The 25,891-nt window shown below is 34.8% G+C and carries 19 protein-coding genes and 1 pseudogene; 4 read left to right on the top strand and 16 right to left on the bottom strand.

Going from position 1 to position 25,891, the window contains the following annotated elements; all coding sequences use genetic code 11:
- The 12 genes and pseudogenes from CDA10_RS15750 to CDA10_RS15695 all read right to left on the bottom strand — a co-directional run.
- Positions 1-6,729, bottom strand: a 6,729-nt coding sequence (locus CDA10_RS15750; protein ID WP_167374978.1) for a calcium-binding protein, incomplete at its 3' end; no start/stop codon positions are given.
- A gap of 34 nt (positions 6,730-6,763) precedes the next feature.
- The gene (locus CDA10_RS15745) at positions 6,764-7,132 is read right to left on the bottom strand and encodes a hypothetical protein (protein ID WP_157909366.1); all 369 of its coding nucleotides are present in this window, start codon (positions 7,130-7,132) and stop codon (positions 6,764-6,766) included.
- Positions 7,133-7,210: 78 nt separating this feature from the next.
- Positions 7,211-7,972 (bottom strand): hypothetical protein, encoded by a 762-nt coding sequence (locus CDA10_RS15740; RefSeq protein WP_089606519.1) that lies wholly within the window; start codon positions 7,970-7,972, stop codon positions 7,211-7,213.
- A 699-nt stretch (positions 7,973-8,671) separates the two neighbouring features.
- The gene (locus CDA10_RS15735; RefSeq protein ID WP_089606518.1) at positions 8,672-9,073 is read right to left on the bottom strand and encodes a hypothetical protein; all 402 of its coding nucleotides are present in this window, start codon (positions 9,071-9,073) and stop codon (positions 8,672-8,674) included.
- A gap of 26 nt (positions 9,074-9,099) precedes the next feature.
- Positions 9,100-9,477, bottom strand: coding sequence for a hypothetical protein (locus tag CDA10_RS15730; protein WP_089606517.1), 378 nt, complete (start codon positions 9,475-9,477; stop codon positions 9,100-9,102).
- A 312-nt stretch (positions 9,478-9,789) separates the two neighbouring features.
- Complete coding sequence (locus tag CDA10_RS15725) at positions 9,790-10,053, bottom strand: hypothetical protein (protein ID WP_089606516.1); 264 nt, start codon at positions 10,051-10,053, stop codon at positions 9,790-9,792.
- Positions 10,054-10,191: 138 nt separating this feature from the next.
- Positions 10,192-10,803 carry a hypothetical protein gene (locus CDA10_RS15720; protein ID WP_089606515.1) on the bottom strand — a complete coding sequence of 204 codons (612 nt, stop codon included), beginning with the start codon at positions 10,801-10,803 and terminating at the stop codon, positions 10,192-10,194.
- Entirely contained in the window at positions 10,804-11,223 is a 420-nt protein-coding gene (locus tag CDA10_RS15715) for a hypothetical protein (protein ID WP_089606514.1), read from the bottom strand.
- 15 nt (positions 11,224-11,238) lie between these two features.
- Entirely contained in the window at positions 11,239-11,622 is a 384-nt protein-coding gene (locus tag CDA10_RS15710; RefSeq protein WP_089606513.1) for a hypothetical protein, read from the bottom strand.
- An 11-nt stretch (positions 11,623-11,633) separates the two neighbouring features.
- Positions 11,634-11,873, bottom strand: a pseudogene (locus tag CDA10_RS15705) (hypothetical protein); the annotation flags it as partial.
- Positions 11,874-12,100: 227 nt separating this feature from the next.
- Entirely contained in the window at positions 12,101-13,213 is a 1,113-nt protein-coding gene (locus CDA10_RS15700; protein ID WP_089606512.1) for an S-(hydroxymethyl)glutathione dehydrogenase/class III alcohol dehydrogenase, read from the bottom strand.
- 21 nt (positions 13,214-13,234) lie between these two features.
- Positions 13,235-13,510: a metal/formaldehyde-sensitive transcriptional repressor gene (locus CDA10_RS15695; protein ID WP_089606511.1), complete on the bottom strand. Its 276-nt coding sequence runs from the start codon at positions 13,508-13,510 to the stop codon at positions 13,235-13,237.
- 449 nt (positions 13,511-13,959) lie between these two features.
- On the opposite strand from CDA10_RS15695, the gene mutS reads away from it, so the two are divergent.
- From mutS to CDA10_RS15675, 4 genes are all read left to right on the top strand, one after another.
- A complete protein-coding gene (gene mutS / locus CDA10_RS15690; protein WP_089606510.1) occupies positions 13,960-16,602 on the top strand; it encodes a DNA mismatch repair protein MutS in 2,643 nt (880 codons plus the stop codon).
- Positions 16,603-16,819: 217 nt separating this feature from the next.
- Positions 16,820-17,143, top strand: coding sequence for a ferredoxin FdxA (fdxA, locus tag CDA10_RS15685; RefSeq protein ID WP_089606509.1), 324 nt, complete (start codon positions 16,820-16,822; stop codon positions 17,141-17,143).
- 408 nt (positions 17,144-17,551) lie between these two features.
- Positions 17,552-18,271 carry a D-Ala-D-Ala carboxypeptidase family metallohydrolase gene (locus CDA10_RS15680; protein ID WP_089606508.1) on the top strand — a complete coding sequence of 240 codons (720 nt, stop codon included), beginning with the start codon at positions 17,552-17,554 and terminating at the stop codon, positions 18,269-18,271.
- Between the two features lie 471 nt (positions 18,272-18,742).
- On the top strand, positions 18,743-19,408 hold the full coding sequence (locus tag CDA10_RS15675) for an O-methyltransferase (protein WP_089606507.1): 666 nt from the start codon (positions 18,743-18,745) through the stop codon (positions 19,406-19,408).
- A 384-nt stretch (positions 19,409-19,792) separates the two neighbouring features.
- On the opposite strand, the gene CDA10_RS15670 is transcribed toward CDA10_RS15675, so the two are convergent.
- From CDA10_RS15670 to CDA10_RS15655, 4 genes are all read right to left on the bottom strand, one after another.
- Positions 19,793-20,635, bottom strand: a complete 843-nt coding sequence (locus CDA10_RS15670) for a universal stress protein (protein WP_089606506.1) — start codon at positions 20,633-20,635, stop codon at positions 19,793-19,795.
- A 127-nt stretch (positions 20,636-20,762) separates the two neighbouring features.
- Positions 20,763-21,380 (bottom strand): acyltransferase, encoded by a 618-nt coding sequence (locus CDA10_RS15665; protein ID WP_089606505.1) that lies wholly within the window; start codon positions 21,378-21,380, stop codon positions 20,763-20,765.
- On the bottom strand, positions 21,373-21,969 hold the full coding sequence (locus tag CDA10_RS15660) for an IMPACT family protein (RefSeq protein ID WP_089606504.1): 597 nt from the start codon (positions 21,967-21,969) through the stop codon (positions 21,373-21,375). The genes CDA10_RS15665 and CDA10_RS15660 overlap by 8 nt, the downstream gene beginning before the upstream one ends.
- A gap of 112 nt (positions 21,970-22,081) precedes the next feature.
- On the bottom strand, positions 22,082-25,891 hold a 3,810-nt coding region (locus CDA10_RS15655; RefSeq protein WP_089606503.1), incomplete at its 5' end, for a SwmB domain-containing protein.

The raw sequence follows: 25,891 nt of genomic DNA, 5'->3' as shown, positions 1-25,891 counted from the left end.
AGCATACTTTTTGATACACCACCCATCTGTGAACTGAATAACATCTTGACGATTAGCTGAATATTCATAATTATCTATAACGTCATGACCAAAATTTGACGCAAACAGATAAATATCATTGCCTGATCCACCATTTAGTGAGTCATCTCCTGAGCCACCATCAAGTTGATCATCTCCTTCACCACCCTCAAGATAATCATTTCCAGCATCGCCTTTAATCAGATCATTACCAGCACTACCATAAAGTTGATCTGCTTCATTTCCACCTTCTAAGCGATCATCTCCAGATCCACCATAGAGCTTATCTAGCCCGTCACCACCATAGAAAGTATCGTTACCCACCTCACCATACAGAATATCATCACCAGCTCCAGCTGAGATTTCACTCCCTACAGCATAAGCCTGAAATATTTCAGAGGCATCAGTCCCAGTCAGTACAAGTGCTTTTACTGCTTCTACATCTAATACGGTATTGTCGGAGAATTTAATTTGATCAATTCGATAATGTCCTGTCGCATCATCATTAAAATAATAACGCACAGTAATGCTGTTCTCACCATTAAGCGTTTTAATAATCAGGTGATTATTATCTCGACGATAAGTAAAATCACTTTGAACTAAACCATCTGTGAACTGAATAACGTCTTGACGATTAGCTGAATAATCATAATTATCAATAATGTCGTGACCGAAATTTGGTGCGAATAGATAGGTATCATTACCTGATCCACCATTTAGTGAATCTTCTCCTGAACCACCTGTAAGTTGATCATGATCTTCACCACCATTTAACTGATCATTTCCTTCATTACCATTCAGAATATCACTGCCAGATCCACCATAAAGCGTGTCTAATCCATCACCACCATAGAAAGTATCATTACCAGTCTTACCATAAAGAACATCATCACCGGCTCCAGCTAAGATTTCATTTCCTATGGCATAAGATTGAAATGTTTCTGAGGCATCTGTTCCAATGAGTACGAGTGCTTTTACAGCCTCTACATTTAATACAGTATTGTCGGAAAATTTAATTTGATTTATTTGATGGTTTCCAGCTGCATCAGAATAAAAATAATTACGCACAGTAATGCTATTTTGGCTATCTAGTGTTTTAACAATCAAATCATCATTATCTCGACGATAAGTAAAATCACTTTGAACCAAACTATCTGTGAACTGAATAATGTCTTGGCGATTAGCTGAATAATCATAATTATCAATAATGTCATGGCCGAAATTTGGCCCGAATAGGTATGTATCATTACCTGAACCACCTTCTAGTAGATCATTACCTAAACCGCCGGTAATTGTGTCATTACCCACATTACCATAAATTTTATCATCACCAGCTAGTCCTGATAATTGATCATTACTGCTATAGCCTTGGATAATATCAACCGAATCACTTGGAACAAGGACCTGATTTTTAATGTAATCCACATCCCAAACTGTTTGGTCTGCAAATATAATTTGATCAATTTTATATATAGTTACACCATTAGTATCAAAATAGTTCTCTACTTTTATTTGATCATTATCCGAGTATTTTATAATTAAATTATTCTCAACTCGTAATAAGCTTACATTTTCAGGGATAATGCCTTCATTAAACGAAACTGTATCTAATTTATAAATATTATAGTCAGCGCTTCGTATCGTATCCTCACCATCACCTAAGCTAAAGGTATAAGTATCACTTCCCGAACCACCATCTAAATAGTCATTTCCAATACCACCAGTTAAAGTATCATTACCTGCATTAGCATAAATTTTATCATCACCTGCTAGTCCTGATAATTGATCATCAGTGCTATAGCCTTGGATAATATCAACTGAATCACTTGGAACTAGGACCTGATTTTTAATGTAATCCACATCCCAAACTGTTTGGTCTGCAAATATGATTTGATCAATTTTATAAATAGTTACACCATTAGCATCAAAATAATTTTCTACTTTTATTTGATCGCTATCAGAGTATTTTATAATTAAGCTATTCCCATCCCTCAACAATACGACATTTTCAGGACTAATTCCTTCATTAAATAAAACTTTATCTAATTTATGAGTATCGTAATCAGCACTTCGTATCGTATCCTCACCATCTCCTAAACTAAAAATATAAGAGTCATCCCCTGAACCACCATCCAAATAGTCGTTGCCGCTACCACCAATTAAAGTATCATTACCCGCATTACCATAAATTTTATCATCACCTGCTAGTCCTGATAATTGATCATTACTACTATAGCCTTGGATAATATCAACTGAATCACTTGGAACAAGAACCTGATTCTTAATGTAATCCACATCCCAAACTGTTTGGTCTGCAAATATGATTTGATCAATTTTATAAATAGTTACACCATTAGCATCAAAATAATTTTCTACTTTTATTTGATCGCTATCAGAGTATTTTATAATTAAGCTATTCCCATCCCTCAACAATACGACATTTTCAGGACTAATTCCTTCATTAAATAAAACTTTATCTAATTTATGAGTATCGTAATCAGCACTTCGTATCGTATCCTCACCATCTCCTAAACTAAAAATATAAGAGTCATCCCCTGAACCACCATCCAAATAGTCGTTGCCGCTACCACCAATTAAAGTATCATTACCCGCATTACCATAAATTTTATCATCACCTGCTAGTCCTGATAATTGATCATTACTACTATAGCCTTGGATAATATCAACTGAATCACTTGGAACAAGAACCTGATTCTTAATGTAATCCACATCCCAAATTGTTTGGTCTGCAAATATGATTTGATCAATTTTATAAATAGTTACACCATTAGCATCAAAATAATTTTCTACTTTTATTTGATCGCTATCTGAGTATTTTATAATTAAACTATTTCCATCCCTCAGCAACGTGACATTTTCAGGGCTAATTCCTTCATTAAATAAAACTTTATCTAATTTTTCAGTACCATAATCAGCACTTCGAATGATATCTTTACCATCGCCTAAGCTAAACTTATAAACATCACTTCCTGAACCACCATCTAGTACATCATCATCTAAACCGCCGTTTAGAATATCATTTCCTTCCCCACCATAGAGAATGTCGCCACCTAAATCTCCACTTAATAAATCATCACCTTTTTCACCCAATAAATTATCATTATCATCTCCACCATATATTATATCTGCACCATCACCAGCATATACTCGATCATCACCATTTCCAGCATAGATGATATCCTCTCCACCTAAGCTACTTATACTGTCATCACCTGCCCAAGATTTTATTTGATCATTTTCTTCTGAGCCTTTGATGGAGTCATCTAATACAAAAATGGATTCTAGTAACAAATCACGTATATTTTCATCCTGAATAGACTGAGCGCTCAAAGTAAATTGATCGATAAGCTCTTTATACAAAATAGGTGAATTTGGATCTAATTCCTTTACAATGAATTGGAATTGCTCAATTTCATTTTTCCCAACTTCATAATCCATGAAAAATAAATTGGTTAAGCCTTTTATTGCTTGACTAAAATCTCCATGCCAAATTGTATTTTTTAAAATCCAGTTCACTTCTCTTGTTTGTGATGGATCAAAAATATTTACATACTGCTTACTTGGTTTAAGACTATCCCAAGTTGTTGCATAAATTTTTGGATCTGAATGAATATGCGCACCTCCTTGTCCAGTAGGAGGAGTTAGCGGGAAAGGATCCGTTGCTTCATACAGTCGCTCTTCTTGAAATACAATTAAGTCCATCCAGTCTTGTTTAACGGTTTGACTCAGTAGCTGAACATATGCACTTGATAGTATTTTTTGGAAATATCCATCCAAGTCATTAACATTTCCTGGGTTCCAGTTTTTCCACTCAAGCTCTTTTCCATATAATACTTTTACAATTTCAAATTTTTCATGACTTGAAATATTAGCTACATTTGTAGCTGTCGAAATTTTATTATTTGTCCAAAAATATAAAATTTGATGAGCTAATAATATCTGCTGGTCTGATGATGTCTCAGCAAATGAACTTACAAGCTCTTTGAGTTTTCCTGTCAAATCTAGTTGCATTGCATTATGTAAAGATGTCGCAGAACCATATCCTGGGAAGTCTGGAAGTTCTGAAATATCTATATCAATATTTTCAGATGTTTCATTTGGATTCTGCCAGATTGTTTCGGATGTATTTACTTCAAAAAGTAAAGTTTCCGCTAAACCACTTTTTATCTGAGTAGCACCATTTTCTGTTACTGTTTGAGTAAAACTTCCTTTGTTCGTATGAATAACATTATTATCATCTGTCGCATTAATTAACTGGTTATTGAGTGATATTGAGGTTATACCCAAATTCGACAAACTAAATAATTCATTACTTTGCGAAATACCATCTTGGTTCGTATCTTTCCATATTTTCAGTTTTTGAAAGATAATATCACTACCATTAATGAGACCGTCTTTATTTAAATCGTATTGTTCTAAGGCTTTGAAACCGTCACTTGCTTTACTACCATCGGGCAATATAGTATCCGTTCCAAATAATTCCTTTCCATTATCAATTTTGCCATTTTCATTTAAATCAAGTGCAACAAAACCATCCGTTGCTTGTACCCATGAAGTCTTTTCAGCAAAACTATTTCCATCTAAATCGAAATAAATATCTGTCCCTAATGGTGTTGTACTTATTTTACCATCATGATTTAAATCCAAAACTAAAGGATCATATTTGGTTGGCGGTGTTGGTGGAGGAGTTAAAGGCGGTTGTGGTTTTGGATAAATAGGTGGTGGTGGCTCTGCATTATCTTTATAAACAGTTACATAAAACCTTACTCCTAAATCTGTATCGGTTTTACTTCTTGTATCTAAATCTTCTGTCGTTAATTCTTTATATTTAAAATTGATGTCACCTAAAACAATATATCTTACCCAGTTTTTCCCTTCTGCTATTTTGGATAACCTACCACCTTCCGTTGACTTATTATTGATATCATATCCTTTTGAACTAAAATCTAGCGTAGGTGGTGGAGATAAACTCTCTGATTTGTAACGCATTTCTGCGCCAAGTAAATTTTTATTGTTATAGTAAAGTATTCCACTTCCATCTTCATCTTTGACTAAGGTTTTATAGTAAGCTTTATATGTATCAAACCCTTCACCGCCTTCTAAAATATCATAACCCTTCCCACCAAAAAGCTTATCGTCACCTTGGCCGCCATATAAAAAGTTATTTTCTGTATCTAGTGGATCATCTTTATTTCGTCCAGCGTACAGCTCATCATTACCTTCTTCTCCATATAAGAAGTCACCATTTTCCCCACCGTAGAGTTTGTCATCTCCAATACCACCATGTAGGTAATCTTTATCTTCGCCGCCATATATAAAGTCCTTTCCATTACCACCTTTTAGTATATCGTTTCCTTTATATCCCCAAGCATAGTTGGTAGTACCTTCATCAATGGAACCTTTTCCATCCTCCGCAGTAAAAATAATATCTCTACCATCACTACCATCACTACCATGGATTGTATCATTGCCTGCACCACCTTCTGCAAAGTTGTTAGAAGTATCAAGTGCAATTTTATCGGGGCTACTATCATGTGCTAAATAAAGGTTATCACCACCATCGCCACCGTATAATCGGTCCTCGCCTTGTCCGCCATATAAAAAGTCCGTACCAGCCCCACCAACCAATTCATCATTGCCACCTAAACCATAAACTTTGTTGGTTGTTCCAGCATCATTTTGGTCGTTAGTTTCATCACCTGCATAAAGTTCGTCATCACCATTGCCACCATAAATAGTGTCACTACCACTTCCACCAAATGCTTTATTTGCAACTTGATCTAAATTATTAACATTAATTTCTGTTGATTTACCAAATTCAAATTTACTTACTATAAGCACATCATCATTACCACCACCATATAGCTCATCACTACCATCACTACCAATTAATACATCATTTCCAGCGCCTCCATACAAGGAATCATCTCCTACGCCACCATCAATATAATCATTAAATTTCCCACCTTTTAAAGTATCATTTCCTTCATGTCCCCATATATTATATTTTCTGCCTTCATCACCAACAATATTATTATCAATACCATTTCCAATTAAATCAATAGTAATTTCAGACCATGGGTTTAAATCATCAGGCATAAAACTTAATAATGTGCTAGTTATAGGTGCTACTACTTCAGACCACTTAGAAATTACATCTATTGCACTTCGCCCAATAAAGTTTAAAATATCATCCCTATGGATCTTTTCATTCTGAATATAGCCTGATCCCATATTATTGCTGACAGCACCAAAAAATAAAGATATTACATTAAGACCAGTACCAACAGGATTCCACTTTAAAACACTAGTTATTAATCCAGAAATAAATGTTATATCTGTAACCAAATCTACAACAACTACTTTATCAACAAGTCCTGTCGGATTTTTTGTTAAATCAATTTGTTTTGATAAAGTTTCTGAGTTTCTTAAAATCCTTCTAAAAACTTCTTCAAATTGAAGTCCTTGGTTTAAAATATTAGCTTTTTTAGAGACCATTCCAATAAAATCCGTCACCAAAAGTAACAATGATGTTTGGGCTTCTATTTCATTAGATCCTTTAATATTATTTATGCTTGACCACATATTATTAAGAAAACTAACTGCATCATCTAAATCCGAAAACTCTGCATCTCTAAAAATTTCAAAATATTCATTCGAATTTTTATTAACATCACCAATTTTCGCCATAACAAAACTCTCTCATAAAATAAATAAATTAAAATTAGTTAAAATCATAAATATACCTTCTTTTATAAAATAAAAGATCAACCTCAACATATTTAACGGAATAACACTTAACATCTTTTTTTATATTTTTAAAAAAAAAGTAACTCTTATCAGTAAATGGAAAGCCAGAAATCATAATATCTAAATAATTATAAACCTCACCATCAATATTAACATCATAATTCTCAACAATATTTTTATAAAAATAAATTTTATTTAAAGACAAACACCCAACAGTAAAATATTTCTTTTCCGCCATTTTTTTTGCTTTTTCCTCAAAAACAAAATCTCCACCTATAGAAAAAATACTAATCACCACCATAATTGAAATAAACACGATGAAATTACTAAAACGATTTATCATTTCAACATCCATATTATTTACATTAAAATATCATCATCAAAAAATAAATTAAAAAACAATCTTAACTCATAATTAAAGTTATTTCTTACTTAACAAACTATTTGGCCTAATTTTATCAACTTCGCCAAATAATAAAAAAGTCTGATTCACATAATTCACCACCCCCGAAATCTGTTCCATATACTGCATAAGTTCAGGAGTCTTTTCTGCTTGAACTAATTTCACGGTTCGTGATGGATCAAAACCATCAAACTGACAATAAAACAAAGGCTCACCACGTTTTAAAACCAAATCCTTAGAAGTGTCATGCCATTCAAACGCCCACATCAATGGTCTAGGCCAAATATGAATCGGGAAACGACCACCAAAAATCGTCCCCGGTAAAGGATTTTTTCTGTAATGTCCAAATGCATCTAACTGAGTGATATACACCACTTCATCTGCAATGAAACAATAAGGAAGTTTAAGCTGAAGAATCGGCACATTCGGAGTACGCCATTCATTTTCATTCACCAAAGTCAGCAATTCACGTAGTTTATTGCCACGAACTGGCGAAGCATCACCAAGTACATTGATTAAGGTTGGTTTACCTGTGTTATCACGATCAAAGCGAAGATGAAAATCAAACGGGCAATTAATCACAAAATATCGGCTTTCAAGTTGAAGTACCGCTGGGCAACGACTGGCTGATTTTGCATGCTTCGTTTGAGATTGCGAACGCATACGATAAGGCGCTTCAAAAAGAATTGCAGCCTTATCATCTGTTAGAAACCAACCAACTTGGATTGGTCCTGTCCCCTCTACATGATCACGGTCTTCAACCGTAAAATGGATATGCATTGTTGTTTTTCGTAACTTTTATGATTGTTACAATATAGCCTAGAAATGTGCTTTTTTTACTTAAAATTAAAAATACTTGTTAAAAAATGTAACGAGTATTTAAATTTATACTTATGATTTTAAATATTTTATGTGAATTTTACTTGTTTTTCAAAATACATATAGCCATTAATTTAAATTTTTAAGAAGTCTATTTTTAACATCAAACCTTTTGAAATCAATCTTTTTAAATTTTTACTATGCTAATGCAGAGTTGAAGAAATGAGCGCATTTTGTGCTTTCCAATCATATCGCTTTGACTATAACTTCATTCAAAATAAACTTGGTACATGCGTCTCTGTTTATAAAATAAAATTTTTACTTCTATATATTCTGTCTCATAACACTTTTTATTCATTTTTTGAATAAATTTTGGAAATTGGTGTTTGAAGGATGAGTAAGGTCTAACTGAATGTGTACTTTCAAACCATCAATAGAAAAATAGTAAATACTCGTAGAAGCACAAGTATCTGAGGATTTTCCAGACCTAGATTCATATCCTAAATAACAGATTTCTCCAAATCTAAAGTTTCCATGTTCGTATTCTTTATAGACCACCCCTTTTAAAAATAAGAAAAGATAAATAAAAAACCTTCTCCGATTAAAAAACTCTTTTCTGATAGAGATCCATTACACACTCTTTTTATAATTAAAAATATTTCAATCACTTAAGCCTAAAACACCAACTATTGAAAAATGATTATTCCAAATTTTAATATTCATTGGTTTTCTTATTAGAAAACATATCTCTTGATCTTTTTTTAGCTTAGAGAAATCTAAATTAAAGCGACTATCTTTAAAGTACGCATCAGTATCATAAGAAACAAACCCATATTTATCCAATCTAAGATCAACTGTGTGGTAAATCACACCTTTACCTTGATATCGACTATTTAACCTTATAACATAGCCACATACATCTTCTTCTTGATATACAATATTTTCACTTTTCTTATTCACAATACTATACAAATAAAAAGGAAACCCAATAAAAATGATAAAAACAATTAAGAGATTACATTTAAAATTTTCACTCAAGGCTGATTTTTCTTTTTTCTCCATAAAAACAACTCCACTTTAATTAAAAATCAAATTAAATCATAAATGTAAATTCTCTCTAGAAATAAAAAATTCACCTTCACATAATCAATCCTATAGCAAACGTTATCATCACCCAGTTCCTGTTTAAAATAATAATATTTGTGTGCAAATGGAAACTCCTTTATCACAGCATGTCTTAATATAAAACTATTCCCACCCACCTCCACTTCATAATCCATAAAACTATTTTTATCAGAAAAATTTTTCTTTAAAATCAAACAACCGTTAACAATATTATTCTTATTTTTTGCATATTGCTTAGCCATTTCAACATAAAAATTTTCTCTAACAAAATAAACGATAATAAATAACAACAAAAACAACAAATAAAATAAAAAATATTTTCTTAATTTAATATCATCCACTTCGCCAATTACTCCTTCAAAATTTTACTCATTGTTAAAAAATATTATTATCTTTTACTACTCAATATTTAAACAACTGTTTCTACCGTACTTTCTTCGCATCAATAAAAAATGATAAAAAAATTAAGGCATTATACTTAAAACATTCACAAAGACTGATTTTTCTTTTTTCTCCATACAAAAAAAATCCCACTTTAACAAAGTATCAACCACAAGGCTTAAACATACATTAAAGATCATAAAGATACCTTTTCTCCATAAATAAAATTTTCACTTTAATATATTTAACTTTATAACAAAATACATCCTTACTTAAATTTTATTCCTAATTGGAAAATCATATATTGTAGTATACATCAGCGTATAAACCTTACCATCAATATTAACATCGTACATTGGCGTACCATTCGCTTTTGAATATTTTCTCTCCAAAAATAAACAACCTTCTATTATATTTTTCGGATCTTTTGATAATTTTATCGCCTTCTCTTTATATACATAATTTCGACCAAATATAAATATTAAAATTATTAAAAAAGCCATTATATAATTTGGACCTTCATTTTCTGTAGCCATAGAACCTCCTTTTCACATCGTCATAATTATTTTAATGTCTTAAATAATTTGTAATACTCCATCAACTCTTGCGCTTTCTCTTGATTTTCAAAATATTTTAATAACTCATGCACAAATCTAGTGATACTATTTTAGTATTCATTTTTCAATTCTCCAATATTTTACAACAAATAAAGTTAAAAAAATTAAATCAATTAATAAATAAAAAAACATGAATTTATTTATTATATTTATTTGGCTTTCATATTTATTTTTAAAAAAAACATAACCCAAATCCACCCCACCTCCTTTTACCATATAAATATAATTATAACAATGTATTCTTGAACAAGAATAAACATAGTTTACAAGTACTTCATCATGCGTAGCATTCAAATTACATTTATCAAAAAATAAAGAGCAACTTACAACAACCTTATTACTTAGACTTACATCCTGTAATATATATTTATTTTCAATATAAAAAGGATTATTACTTCTATTTAGGTATGAGCTATCAGTTACCACATAGCCACCTGAAAAACTCTTATCATTTTTATAAAAAATAGGAGGTGACATATAAATAAAAAATAAGAAAATTAGAAAAGAATTAAAAAAATATAACTCTATTTTAGTTTTTATTTTTACTCCCAAAAAAAACAATAGTGAAATAAAAGAAAAAATAAAAACAAAAAGTACTAAATCATCCCAAAAAAATGCACTTATTATTTGAAATATATAAAAAATAATAATATAGTATTTTAAATTCACTTATTTTCCTTTTGAGAAATCAATAATTTTTTGGCTTACCTTTTCCATCTCACTAAACAGCGAAAAAGTCTGTGTGACATAATTCACCACACCTAATGTTGATAATTGAACTAAACCCTCCTTTTCCAATAAGTCAATAGCATTATCTACTAGTGTTGCTAAATAAGCAGAAGCACCAATAATATTTGGGTTATCAACTAACTTTGCTAAACTAGCAAGATCGGATAAGCATTTAATGAAACTTGCAGTTACAGTAGCATTGCTTTTCAAAATAGCGCTATTTTCTGCACCTTTCATTCTAAGATCAGCATTATTATTAATAGCATTACCTAAATCTATAAAATTATTAATGGCACTTGAAACCGTAATTATAAATTCTGTCGAATTACCCAAGAATCCCAATTTTTTCGTTTCACTCATGTTTAATCAACCTTATTAATTTTTTAAAATATCTAGAATTCTAAAATTAGAATTCCACTTGTTTTCACCTTTAGGCTTTTTTATTAAAAAACAAAATTTTACACCCTCTTTCAATAATCCATAATTCACCTTTGAACTTTCATCGTATTTATTAATATTGACATTATAATATACAACAGAATCATATTTTTCTAAATTAAGCATTAAAATATAAGTAGTACGCCCACCACCTCTAGGGTATTTATTTAAAGATTCAAAAAAACCACATACTTCTTCCTCCTCATATTTAATATCCTCAACCTTATTATCCGAAATAACATACAGATAAATAACAACGATAATAATAAAAGCAATAACAACCCATATATTATTTCGATAATCTTCATTTAATATAGTCATAAGAAACCTAATTATAATTTTTTACCTTTAAAATAAAATTTGGTTTTTTTCTCAAGTTCATTAAAAAGTGAAAAAGTCTGATGAACATAATTCACCACACCTGAAATCTGTTCCATATATTGTAAAAGTTCAGGTGTCTTTTCTGCTTGAACTAATTTCACGGTGCGTGATGGATCAAAACCATCAAACTGACAATAAAACAAAGGCTCGCCACGTTTTAAAATCAAATCTTTAGATGTATCATGCCATTTACTTCTGTCTATTAATAAAAAACTTATTAGCAATAACCATTGGTTACTATATATAACTTTAAGCATTTAAAAATGAACAACTAATTCTTCTATAAAGTTAAAGAATAGGACACCCTCTTTTCCTTCACGAATACATTTTTAAACGCTTTTCGCAAAGAAAGGATGACTGTCCTATTCTCAATTTTCCATGATTATTACAATCATGCGCCATAACTATTTAACACAGATTACTCGTAATGAATCACTGTACGAATAGATTTACCTTCATGCATTAAATCAAACGCTTCATTGATTTTTTCTAAGTCCATGGTATGTGTTACAAATGGCTCAAGCTGAATTTTTCCTTGCATTGCATCCTCAACCATACCCGGAAGTTGCGAACGCCCTTTTACTCCACCAAAAGCTGAACCTAACCATTTACGTCCAGTAACAAGCTGAAATGGTCGAGTCGAAATTTCCTGACCAGCCCCTGCAACGCCAATAATCACAGACTGACCCCAACCACGATGAGCACATTCAAGTGCTGAACGCATTACATTTACATTGCCAATGCATTCAAAAGAATGGTCTACACCCCAACCCGTCATTTCAACAATAAAGTTTTGAATCGGTTTATCGTAATCTTTAGGATTTAAAAAATCCGTTGCACCAAATTCTTTCGCAAGTACAAACTTCTCAGGATTGGTATCAATTGCAATAATACGCCCTGCTTTTGCTTGTCGTGCACCTTGAATAACAGCAAGTCCAATACCACCTAAACCAAAGACTGCAACACTATCACCTTCTTGTACTTTTGCTGTGTTATGTACTGCACCAATACCAGTCGTTACGCCACAACCCAACAAACATACATGCTCTGGGTTCGCTTCAGGGTTGATTTTCGCCAATGAAACTTCTGCAACTACCGTGTATTCACTAAAGGTCGAACAACCCATATAGTGATAAATGGGTTGACCATTATAAGAAAAACGTGTTGTACCGTCTGGCATTAAACCTTTACCCTGAGTTTCACGAACTGCAACGCAAAGATTGGTTTTACCAGATTTACAGAATAAACATTCTCCACACTCAGCTGTATAAAGTGGAATTACATGATCACCAGCTTTGACACTGGTTACACCTTCACCAACTTCTACAACAACACCTGCACCTTCATGCCCTAGAATGACTGGAAACACGCCTTCAGGGTCACTACCAGACAACGTAAAAGCATCGGTATGGCATACGCCTGTATGCGAGATTTTAATTAAAACTTCGCCTTTTTTAGGCGGCTCAACATCTACTTCAACAATTTTAAGCGGTTCACCGGGACCAAATGCAACTGCAGCACGTGATTTCATAGAATTTCTCCTAATAAAAACTTATTTTAAATATGACTTAAGAATCTTGGCTATTTCATTCAGTTCTTCACTTCGTTGTTGTTCTGTGGTTTCACCTGATACCAAGGTGTCTTTTAAATGAACTTCTAACATTTCATTCATTAGACCATTGATCGCGCCACGCACAGAACATATTTGTTGCAGAATTGCTCCACATTCCACACCGTCTTCTAATGCATTTTCAATCGCTTGAGCTTGCCCGATAATGCGTTTAACACGGAGAAGTATCTTTTTTTTGTCTTCAACTTGATTTGGCATAAATCTTATCCATTCAAATTTTATAGTATAGTACCCTATAGTATAAAATTTAAAAATAACCGATTCAAAAATAATGAAATGTTTAATTTAAAATATTTTTAGATTCATAGAGTTGTGTTGAAAAAAAATCATCAGTATGTGTTCTACATTTACGGAAACTGATTACCTAGCACACGCTGATTAAGCGACTTCTTCCTTTCGCTGCTTATTTCCTCATTCCTGTTAGAATTCTTTTTTGTGAATCAGTCTCAATTTGTTAAGATGGCAAACCGTAAGGAATCAAATTGATTGCTCATACAGTATTAACTCAATTTTGATATATAAAAAGTATTCTCAAACGTATGCTTTTTCTTAGATTGGTCAGATTTGCAAAAAAGTGCTTGAATTGGTTAGACAGCCAAATTTTTTAATTACCCTATTTATTGTTTAAATTTAAGGTTTTAACATACATGAATAACACAGAAATAATGGCTGATCTCTCCTCTCATACGCCCATGATGCAACAATATTTAAAAATTAAAATGCAGCATCCACACGCATTAATGTTTTATCGAATGGGTGATTTTTACGAACTCTTTTTTAATGATGCAAAAAAAGCCGCAAAATTATTGGGTATTACTCTTACTCATCGAGGCAAAGCCAGTGGCGAACCTATTCCCATGGCAGGTGTACCCTATCATGCCGCTGAAGGATATTTAGCGCGTTTGGTTAAAAAGGGTGAAACCGTTGTTATCTGTGAACAAATTGGTGAAGTTACGGGTAAAGCCCCTGTAGAACGTGGTGTTGTTCGAATCATCACCCCAGGTACTTTGACCGATGATGCGTTATTAACAGCAACGCAAAGTTCTAATCTGGTTGCATTGTGTTTCCAACAAAATCAGATCGGTATCGCTTTATTGGACTTAAGTGCAGGTATTTTTAAAGTACAGCAACAAGAATTTAATGTCGAAAACCTTGCAATTGAATTGGCTCGTTTAATGCCAAGTGAGCTTCTCATTGATGAAGATATTATCGATCCCAATATTATTGAATCAATAAAAAAACAAATCGACTGTCCGATTACTAAGCGCCCAAATGTTGATTTCAATTTAAATAATGCACAAAAAACTTTATGTGATCAATTTGCTGTTGCCACGCTCTCTGGTTTTGGGATTGATCATTTACCTTTAGCAAAAGCTGCTGCTGCATCACTGATTCATTATGCCAAAGAAACTCAAAAAACCGCTTTACCGCATATTCGTTCGATCAAATTAGAACAAAGCTCAGATTTTATTGCGTTAGACCCAGTCACTCGTCGTAATTTAGAAATAATTGATCCATTGTTTGAACATGGTACTTCTTTGTTCAATTTAATTAATGATTGCCAAACTGCAATGGGTGGCCGTTTACTTGCCCGCACATTGATGCAACCCATCCGTGATACGCAGCTTCTTGATGCTCGCTTAGATGCGATTGATGCATTTTTACAGGGTTATCATGAGTCCCCTGTAAGATTGGTATTAAAAGAAATTGGCGATATTGAACGTGTATTGAGTCGTGTCGCTCTTGGAAGTGCTCGTCCTCGTGATTTAGTCCAATTACGCCAAGCCTGTGCACAAATTCCATTCCTTCGTCATGCAATTCAGCCTATTCTCAATACTAAAAAATCAGGTTTTATTACGCAATTAAATGATGAACTCGGTGATTTTAATGGCCTACATCAACGTTTAATGTCAGCCATTGTTGAACATCCTCCTGTACTTCTTCGGGATGGCAATGTGATTGCTGAAGGTTTTGATGCTGAGTTGGATGAACTACGTAAAATTCGAGATCATGCAGGACAATTTCTGATTGATTTGGAAATACAAGAACGTGAAGCCACAGGAATCAATACTTTAAAAATCGGCTATAACCGTGTCAGTGGTTATTATATTGAATTAACACGTGCTCAAGCAGAACAAGCGCCTGACCATTATATTCGCCGTCAAACGCTGAAAAATGCTGAACGCTATATCACACCTGAACTGAAATCTTTTGAAGATAAAGTCTTGTCGAGTGAGTCTCGTGCCCTAGCACGTGAAAAACTGTTATTTGAAATGTTACTCGATGAATTAAAAGCAGATATTGCCAATTTACAGATGATGAGTGCTTCGATTTCGTATATTGATATGTTATGTAATTTTGCCCATCAAGCACGTTTGCATAGCTGGCACCGTCCTGAATATAGTCCTGAAATTGGTATCAAAATTACAGCTGGGCGTCATCCAGTCGTTGAAGCTTTAAACAAAGCACCTTATACACCCAATGATACATTACTTGATTTTAATCATCGTATGGCGATTATCACTGGCCCTAACATGGGGGGTAAATCGACATTTATGCGTCAAACGGCATTGATTAGTCTGCTCGCTTACTGTGGTAGTTTCATACCTGCTAAAGCTGCAAAGTTAGGTCCAATTGATCGTATTTTCACACGTATTGGTTCTGCCGATGATTTGTCTACTGGCAAATCAACGTTTATGGTGGAAATGACTGAAACATCGCAAATTTTGCATCATGCCACCAATCAATCTTTAGTGTTAATGGATGAAGTCGGTCGTGGTACCAGTACTTACGATGGCTTATCTCTAGCATGGGCATGTGTGCTTGATTTAACCAAACGAATAAAATGTCTATGTCTTTTTGCAACGCATTACTTTGAGCTTACAGAACTCGCTAAAGAATCAGCAATTGATAACTATCACGTCACAGCAAAAGAACTGAATGGTAATTTAATTCTTTTGCATAAAGTACAACACGGCCCTGCAAGTCAGAGTCATGGTTTACAAGTGGCTAAACTTGCGGGTATTCCTGCAAGTGTGATTAAAGAAGCACAAAAGCGTTTAAAAATTTTAGAAAAACAACAGCAGCAACCTATAAACATTGTCCAAAATGATTTATTTGCAGAATCTGAAGTTTTTGAGGCTGAAATTGAAGTTATTGAAACAGTCATTGAAGTTGAAAAAGTATCACCTGTTTTAGACGCATTATCCGTTATTGATGTGGATGATTTAACCCCTCGTGAAGCGCTTGCTCAACTGTATGCACTTAAAGAACTTTTAAAACAACCTTAGTTTTTATTGTTCTAGCCTTATTCAAAAAAGTGAAAAGCTCGATAAATAAGTCGGGCTTTTGACTTTTTGAGTAAAAAACAGTCTGTTTATTCTCTTTTTATCAAAATTAGCAGTCCTGCATATAATAAATATCAATAAAAGCAATTGTTAGTTGGGGTACTTTTTGCCTAAAATACACCATTATTAATTAGAACCGTATTTTTAGGTAGCTGACGCCATGACCTTTGTTGTCACTGAAAATTGTATCAAGTGTAAATACCAAGACTGCGTAGAAGTATGTCCTGTTGACTGTTTTTATGAAGGTCCGAATTTCCTTGTTATTAGCCCAGATGAATGTATTGACTGTGCACTTTGTGAACCAGAATGTCCTGCAAATGCAATTTTTTCTGAAGATGAGCTACCAGAAGGTCAAGAAGTATTTATTGAATTAAATGCTGACTTGGCTCAAAAATGGCCTAACATTACTCAAATTGGCGATCAACCTGCAGATCGTGAAGAGTGGAATGGTAAACCTGATAAATTACAATACTTAGAAAAGTAAGTTTTCTAGATTAGGGTCTGTTGACAATTCGTCTATGATTGCGACTATGAGTGTTTTTTAGGCGATACTAGGCGTGAAATACAAAATTTAGTCATTCTAAATGAGTAGTTCACAACAACGTAGCGTCAAAAAACACTCTAGTCCCGAAGGGTTGTGGTTAAAATTATCTCAGCCTTCGTTATGAAACTTGAAAATAGTCTCGCTATTCTCTTCGTTTCATTCCTCGTCTGCTCAATTTTAGCCTACAACGCAAGCCATTTATGAAATGTCAACAGACCCTAAAGATCAGCTTAAGCTGGTCTTTTTTCATTTGAATAAACAAATTGTACATTTATTTGCAATTTATCCATATTGCGCGATTCAAACTAGTCTAGAATAGCGCCTTACCTTCTTTAGCTAATATTGAGAATGAAAAATATTCTAAAAGGTCTGCTTACAGTCAGTTTTTTTGCAACGCTTTTGACTGCTTGTACGTCTTCTCCCCAAAAAAGTCTAACGATTAGTACACCTCATGGTCATCGAATTTATATCCCTCAGGAAAAAATTACGATTGAACGTGCTATTCCACCAAAAGTGATGCCCAACTCATACCGTAACTGGCTTATGAATGGTTCAAATCAGTCACGTGCACGTGATTATGAGCGTTTTCTTGAGCAGAATAATGTTGGAAATATCATTCCAAGTTTTGAACTGTTTAAAACTGCTCGTGATTGGGACAAGTGTGGTAAGTCTGAATATATGATTCCAAGTGAAGAAATTTGGCGCAATCAATTACCGACTTTAAAAGTGTTCAAATATTTAGTCGCATCAAGAGTGCTCACAGATTTCACAGTGACATCGGTCTATCGTGATTTACCTTTAAACCAATGTGCAGGTGGTGCAAGTTCTTCACGCCATTTATTTAATTCGGCAATCGATTTCCGTATTGGACCTGAATATCCGCAACCTGAAGATTATGCATATATTGAAAATACTAAATTTAAACTCTGTCAATTCTGGTCGCAGTATGGTCAAAGCTTAAATATGGGACTGGGTTTATACGCTTCTGGTCAGATTCATATTGATACACAAGGCTACCGTACTTGGGGGCCAGATTTAACACGTAATAGTTCGATGTGTAATTTCTAAATACCATTTGAATCAGTAATGCTGATCAGTTAATTTTAATTTTATTATTACTGATTGATAAATCTCCCCTAACCCTGAGCCATATATGGTGCAAGGCAAAAGAGGGGATGAACAGCATTGCTGTGCAAGGAATTCAATGCGGTATTGAATCCAAGATACTCCCTCCTTTTGCAAAGGTGAGGAGCATGCTCCGCAAGGGGGAGGATTAAAAATGCTTAAATGACTAGCATTAATCTAAACCAGTACTTTGCAATGCAAAAGAGATCGAAAGATCTCTTTTTATTTGTCACTTAACTTTGAGAAAAAATTTCAACACTGATCAAATAATTTTTCAATTCAATTTTGATATAAATATTTAACGAAGATAATGCTCAAATATTACCCAAAAGTTTCGGTTAAAATTGCACTCTACGTATAAACCATTAAAATGCACATTACACAAACCCAGTGACTCTAATGAGGCGGTACAACATGCAACAAATGTGGTCAGACATCGATAGTTACATCGAATCACATTTAATCCCTGAAGACCCAATTTTGACTCAAACGCTCAAAAATACTGAGGATAAAGGTTTTCCAGATCACCTTGCTGTTGCCGCAAACCAAGGCATGCTTTTACAAATGCTTATTCAAATGAATAAATGTAAACGTGTTTTGGAATTAGGGACATTTGCTGCTTATAGCACCATGTGGTTAGCACGTGCATTGCCTCAAGATGGTTATATTCTAACCATAGAAGGCCGAGACACCCATGCCGCTTTAGGGCAAGAAAATATTGATAATGCTCAACTTCCACAAACTGTAGAACTTAAAGTTGGACGTGCGGCTGATATTCTAAATGCCTTACCTGAAAATACTGAACCTTTCGATTTTATTTTTGTTGATGCCGATAAACAAAGTTATCCAGAATATTTGGAGTTAAGTCTAAGACTATCACACTCAGGTACAGTGATCGTTTTGGACAATGTGATTCGTGCTGGCGATATTCTTGATCCTGAAAATCAAAAGCCAAGTATTGAAGGAATTCGTGATATGTATAAAGCCATGCAGAATCACCCAAAAATTTTATCGTGCACTGCCCTACAAACTGTCGGTAGTAAAGGTCATGATGGTTTTGCAATCGCCATTGTAAAATAAAATATTTTTCATCTAAAAAATCCTCTATCCTTCTAGAGGATTTTTTTGTTTGACAATATGATTTGGCATTTTTAGCCAGCATCATCAATACACCGAGTTATCCCCTGAACTTGTTTGTAGAATTGTGGATAACTCATGTATTACCAATTAAACATATGAATATATGATATTTTTAATAACAGTTCGTTTTTTAATCAATTAAATTCATCCCTTCAAAAAAAGCTATTGCATTTTAAATTGCAAGATTTCACAGCATTTTTTTCAATTTTTCTGATAAAAAATGCCACGTATTTTAAAAGACGTGGCATACATATTTCGTGAATAAAATCACAGTAATTATTTAACTAATCACCTATTATTTTCGTACTTAAACGCACTCAAAACTTATTTTGCAACCAGTAGCGGAACTGACGAGTTACGGAAAATAGTCGTGGTTACACTTCCTAAGAAAAATTGATGAATTTTACTGTGGCTGAAAGCACCGAGTACAATTAATTGAATTTGATGCTGATCTTGGTATTCCAAAATATTCTCTGCAACATCACCATAACGATACTCCACCACCACATCCAAACCTGCATCTTTTAAGCGCTGTGTCGGTTCATTGAGTATTTCAGGATGATCGCCAACATAGACCAAGTGACATTGTAATAATCGAAGTAGATCACTTTTTTCAACCCGTTTTAACATCTTCTGGCAAGCTTCCGAAAGCTCATAAGCAAAAATAAAACGTGTAGGTGGCTTAAAAGTTTCTCCTACAGTGAGTACTGAGCTTTTTGTCCCCCGAATAAAGTTTTCGACATTACTACCAAGTGTCTTATTTTTTTCGGCAGAACGTTCACCAACTTTTCCAATCACTGCGATATCATCAATATCTAATTGGCTAAAGCTTTGTTCAAGGAAATCTCCTTTTTCCTGTATTTGGCTTGCCTGAATACCGTATTTTTGTTGAATATGTTCAGAAATATGTTTAAGTAAATTATTACTATAATCCAAAGCAAGCTCGCTTTGTTTTTGCTCTAATTCTGCAAGCTCTTTTAACAGCATTGCATTACTTTCAAAACCGATTACCCCACTAATTTCCCCAAGATGATAACTCGCTGGGTAATAGTCTAATACTTGTAGTAACACCAATTCACGACCAGTTTCTTGAGCAATCCACGCCGCTGCTTCTGCGACTGCATTAATGCATGGAGAAGAGTCGATACAAGCCACTACTCTGTTCATCATAACCTCGCTTTAGCTTTACAGCTTTGGGTCTCTTCATTTTAAATTAGCATAAGTTTTTATTAATTTGGACAGTATTATGTAATAAATTCCGTAATTTAATGATGTATTTGTACATATTGTGCAGTTACTCACGATATCGAACAAATCTTGCAGGATTACCGACGACTATCTCTCGTTCAGCAACATTTTTGGTCACCATACTGTTCATACCGACTACAGCATGTGCAGCAATTTCCACACCATCTTTAACACCAACGTGCGCCCCTAACCAAACATCCTGAGCAATTTCAATACCTTTTGATGTCACAGCTTGCTGATAAATGGGTTGATCTAAATCCATACCATGATCAAAAGCATAAAGATGACAATAAGCGGCTATTCGTACTTGATCATGTAACTTAATCCCTACTCGACCACCATCCAAAATACAATGATGATTGATTGCCACCTCATTACCTATTTGCAAAGGTCCATGCAAGGTACAATCAGCGGCAATAAAGGTATTGTCACCAATCACAATCTTACGACCAGGTTCAGCAAAAATATGGGCTAATGGTGAGATAAAGCAATTCTTGCCAATTTCAACGGTTTCCATCGCCATCAAATAATCTTGATATTCTTTTTGCCATTGTTCTGCCCAAAGTCTGTTCTTGGGTTTTAATGAATAATATAGCCATGGCATATAATTCAGTCGATGTTTATGTTGTTCTCTATATTTGAGCAATGGATCTTGTTCAAGCATTATTTTCTTCCAATACTTTGAGTTGCTCTCGCCCACGTGTGACATCTTGAATTTTCAGTTTAAGGGGCTCTATTTGATGAATTTGTAACATGGCTTCAACAGCAACACCTTGTGCTGTGTATTGCTCTGTGTATTCAATGTGTTGGGAATTCAACTCATATTGAAAAATTGCCCACTCATTAAACTGACATTGAAAATAAACTGCTTTTTTTTCAATTTGCTCAATTTTTTCGACCAATAATAAACATTGTCCTGCACAGCCTCCATATGCTCGAACTAAACCACCTGTGCCAAGCTTAATTCCACCATACCATCGATTGACTAAAACAATTGTATTGGTGAGTTCATTGCCTTCAATAGTTGCTAAAATAGGCCTGCCTGCTGTTCCAGAAGGTTCACCATCATCATTAAATCGAACATTATGTCCTATTTTCCAAGCCCAACACTGGTGTGTTGTCGATACATCTAAATGCTTTTCTAAAAATTCTTTTACTTGCTGTTCATTTTCTACAGGTGCTGCAATCGCTTGAAATCGACTTTTTTTAATCTCTTCTTCGTAAGTCATTTCTGTTGTTAGTGTAAAAGTCATAATCAAAATTAAATATTCAAATAAAATACCTTTAGATTATAGCTTGTAATTCTGTGCTAAGTCGCAATAAAAAGCCCTAAGCAAGCTTAAGGCTTTATTTTGAATTGAATCATTAGAAAATAATTTGCTGATTTTGAAGTAATTCTTCAAGTGTTGTATTTACATGCTCTAAAATCAAAAGATCACTCTTTGCATAAGCCGCACCTGAACCATCACGATCTATTTGAAGCACTGTTTGATCTTTTAAAGCATCATAAGTCACCGATACATATTGTTGGATATTTCCGATATTTGCCGAGTTCTCAAGTAATTCAGTGATATCAATTTTATCTGCTTCAGTGTCGGTTATCACATTTCCTTTATGAAAATCGGTCCAAGTATCTGTCCCATTTCCACCTGTTGCGTCATTTGCGACCAGTAAATGATAAATGGCTGTATCTGAACCAATCCCACCCGTTAAAAAGTCATTATCTTTACCACCCTCTAACCAATCATTACCCGCATTGCCTTTCAAAGTGTCAACACCATCGCCCCCACGCAAAATATCATTAAATGCACCACCTTGAATTGTGTCATTTCCAGTTGTTCCGTAAACGCGCACATTAGAAACAGCAAGATGTTGATCAAACTCAGAAAGTTGGTCATATGTAGGAATTTTTGTTGACCCTAATAAATTAACATCTGCTAGTGTTGATAAGCTATTTTTACTATAACCAATGATTTGATTACTCGTATCTTTATTAAAATCATTCGTATATCTAGAATCCCATGCTTCTAATGTCAAGCTTCCCAACAAACTAATATTTGTTAAACCTAATAATTTAGGATCATAAACTGTGGCAAAAAACTCCATAATCGCAGAATTATCAATTGTTCCACCATCTTTAGCAGTAATTTCTAATGCTGACGTAACGGCTACTAACCCTAATATTCCAGTATTCACAGGCTTAACACTTAATCCCAAAATATCTGCTACAGCTTGAGAATACTCCCAACTAGGACCAAATATGCCCGCTAAATCCAAAAGTGCGCTGGTTTTTAATATGACTTTCTTTAAATCATTATTCACATCATAAGCAGCTATGGGCTGATTATCTAATTGAATAAGTCCAAGGGCATCAAGCCCCACTAAACCTAATAAGCTACCTTCTTTCAGTGCTGTGATCGGATTTTGAGTGGTACTGGCTTGATAAGTGCCTATATCAAAAATGTTACTTACAGGGCTAACATTATGTGAAGCATCTGTTGCTGTTGCCGTAATTTGAAAATTAGAACCCTGAACACTCCTAAACGTCGGATTGATTAATGTTGGTTCATAACTCCAACGGCCTGAACCATCTGCAATTGCAGTACCTACCTCAAGACTATTCACAAAAACGGTGACTATACTGTTTGCTTCTGCAACACCATATATGGTTGGGGTTGAATCATCCGTCAAACCACCTGAATAAATATTACCAAATGTTCCTACATTATCTTCCGCCCCTAAAATAATCGGTGCAGGCGGTGGCGTAACATCAACATTCGAGTGGTTATCACCTGCTGGTAAAGTTGTTAATGGAATACTGTTTGCATCATTGCCTGCTGTATCTTGGATTGCAGATGTATCGTTATTTGGACTTGGATCGGTGTAGCTATAACTTACACTTTGTCCTATTCCAATCGCTGGAACAAAGCTCAGGAAAACATCGTTGCCTGAGATCGTAATTGTATTTGGACTAACAAGCTGACCATTAATAGTAATGTTGAAATGACTAGCTAATGCTGTGTTATTAGCATCCAAGGCTTCGTTGTAGTGGAATACCAATTGGCCTGCTGGATTCACTTCTACACTTTGTAGTTGTGGTGCTGTGCTATCAACATTTGAGTGGTTGTCACCTCCCGGCAAAGTGGTTAATGGGATACTCGCAGCATCGTTGCCCGCAACATCTTGAATCACTGATGAGTCGTTATTTAGACTTGGATCGGTGTAGCTATAACTTACACTTTGTCCTATTCCAATTGCTGGAACAAAGCTCAGGAAGACATCGTTATCGACTACTGTCACACCATTGGCTGTTACAGTTTGTCCATTAATAGTAATGTTGAAATGACTAGCTAATGCTGTGTTATTAGCATCCAAGGCTTCGTTGTAATGGAACACCAATTGCCCAATTGTATTCACTTCTACACTTTGTAGTTGTGGTGCTGTGACATCAACATTCGAGTGGTTATCACCTCCCGGCAAAGTGGTTAATGGGATACTCACAGCATCATTGCCTGCTGTATCCTGAATTGCAGAAACATCATTATTCGGACTTGGATCGGTGTAGCTATAACTCACGCTTTGCCCTATTCCAATTGCTGGAACGAAGCTGAGTAAAACATCACTTCCTGTCACACTAATACTGCTTGGCGTAACAGTTTGACCATTAACCGTTACTGTGAAATGACTCGTATTCGGTAGATTCACACCATCCAAAGCTTCGTTGTAGTGGAATACCAGTTGCCCAACTGTATTCACTTCTACACTTTGTAGTTGTGGCGCTGTAATATCAACATTCGAGTGGTTGTCACCTGCTGGTAAAGTGGTCTGTGCAATGCTATTTGCATCATTACCCGCAACATCCTGAATTGCAGAAACATCGTTATTTGGACTTGGATCGGTGTAGCTATAACTCACGCTTTGTCCTACTCCAATTGCTGGAACAAAGCTCAGGAAGACATCGTTATCGACTACTGTCACACCATTGGCTGTTACAGTTTGTCCATTAATAGTAATGTTGAAATGACTAGCTAATGCTGTGTTATTAGCATCCAAGGCTTCGTTGTAATGGAACACCAATTGTCCTGCTGTATTCACTTCTACACTTTGTAGTTGTGGTGCTGTGCTATCAACATTTGAGTGGTTATCACCTCCCGATAAAGTGGTTAATGGGATACTCACAGCATCATTACCTGCTGTATCCTGAATTGCGGATGTATCGTTATTTGGACTTGGATCGGTGTAGCGATAACTCACGCTTTGCCCTATTCCAATCGCTGGAACAAAGCTCAGGAAGACATCGTTGCCTGTCACACTGATACTGCTTGGCGTAACTGTTTGCCCGTTAATGGTGATGTTGAAATGACTAGCTAATGCTGTGTTATTGGCGTCTAAGGCTTCGTTGTAGTGGAATACCAATTGACCTACTGAATTGACTTCGACACTTTGTAGTTGTGGCGCAGTCACATCTACCGTTGAATGGTTATCACCTGTTAGTAAAGTAGTTAATGGGATACTCGCAGCATCGTTGCCTGCTGTATCTTGAATCACTGATACATCGTTATTTGGCAATGGATCGGTGTAGCTATAACTCACGCTTTGCCCTATTCCAATTGCTGGAATAAAGCTGAGGAATACATCACTTCCTGTCACACTAATACTGCTTGGCGTAACAGTTTGACCATTAACCGTTACTGTGAAATGACTCGTATTCGGTAGATTCACACCATCCAAAGCTTCGTTGTAGTGGAATACCAATTGCCCTGCTGTATTCACTTCTACGCTTTGTAGTATTGGCGCTGTGCTATCAACGTTCGAGTGGTTATCACCTGTTAGTAAAGTAGTTAATGGGATACTCGCAGCATCGTTGCCTGCTGTATCTTGAATTGCGGATGTATCGTTATTCGGACTTGGATCGGTGTAGCTATAACTGACGCTTTGTCCTATTCCAATTGTTGGAACAAAGCTGAGGAATAAGTCATTGCCGACTACCGTTACACCACTGGCTGTAACTGTTTGCCCGTTAATGGTGATGTTGAAGTTCCTTACTGACGCTGTATTAATTCCATCTAAAGCTTCGTTGTAGTGGAACACCAATTGACCTGCTGGATTGACTTCTACGCTTTGTAGTTGTGGCGCTGTATTGTCAGCAGCTGGTGTCGTTGGAACTGTAGAATT

Origin of the sequence: Acinetobacter piscicola (genome assembly GCF_002233755.1) — a bacterium.
Taxonomy (GTDB): domain Bacteria; phylum Pseudomonadota; class Gammaproteobacteria; order Pseudomonadales; family Moraxellaceae; genus Acinetobacter; species Acinetobacter piscicola.
Note: the sequence above shows the minus strand (reverse complement) of the source record. Positions and strands in the feature narration are given on the sequence as shown.